Here is a 662-nt window from a genome sequence, read left to right as displayed (position 1 = left end):
TCCACGCCGCGCCGCGCACGACATTGCTGTAATGCTCGATCGTGAGCCCGCTCGGCAGCACGCCGTTCCATTGCTCGGCCAGACTGGAGAGCAGGATGACGGCGAGCGGAGCGAGAAACAACACGCCGAACAGCAGTGCGAAGACTGCCCAAATCAGCATTCGACCGGGACGCGACCAGACCAGCATGGCTACATCCCCATACGGCCGGCGGCGAAGCGGTAGAGGCCGAACAGCCCCAGCGACAGCGCGATGTTGATGACCGCGATGATGCAGGCGACCTGATAGGCCGCTTCCTGGCTGGCCTTGCTGTAGATCAGCAGCGGCAACGTGATGACGCCCTTGGCGCCGATCAACAGCACGATGGCAAACTCGTTGACGGTCAGCAGCAGGCAGAGACTCCCGCCGGCGATCAGCGCAGGCACAGCCGCCGGCAGAATGACCTGGCGCACGATCCTCAACGGTCGCGCGCCGAGCACTCTCGCCGCTTCGATCTGGCCGCGATCGACCAGCGAAAAGGCCGCAAGCAGCGGACGCAGCACGAAGGGCGAGTAGACGGTGACCTCGGCCAGCACCACGCCCCAGGTCGAGTAGAGAAAATCGACCGGCGGCGCCCGCAGCGAGAACACTTCCATCAGCCCGGCATTGAGCATGCCAGCCGAAC

1 protein-coding gene and 1 pseudogene are annotated in these 662 nt (G+C 64.8%); both read right to left on the bottom strand.

What is annotated here, in order from left to right:
* Positions 1 to 187, bottom strand: a pseudogene (locus EN852_RS34605) (phosphonate ABC transporter permease); the annotation flags it as partial.
* 2 nt (positions 188 to 189) lie between these two features.
* On the bottom strand, positions 190 to 662 hold a 473-nt coding region (locus EN852_RS34600), incomplete at its 5' end, for an ABC transporter permease subunit (protein WP_135879570.1).

Source organism: Mesorhizobium sp. M2E.F.Ca.ET.209.01.1.1, from assembly GCF_004010375.2.
Classification (GTDB): Bacteria; Pseudomonadota; Alphaproteobacteria; order Rhizobiales; family Rhizobiaceae; genus Mesorhizobium.
The sequence above is the reverse complement of the archived record's forward strand: the minus strand, read 5'-3'. Positions and strand labels throughout refer to the sequence as shown.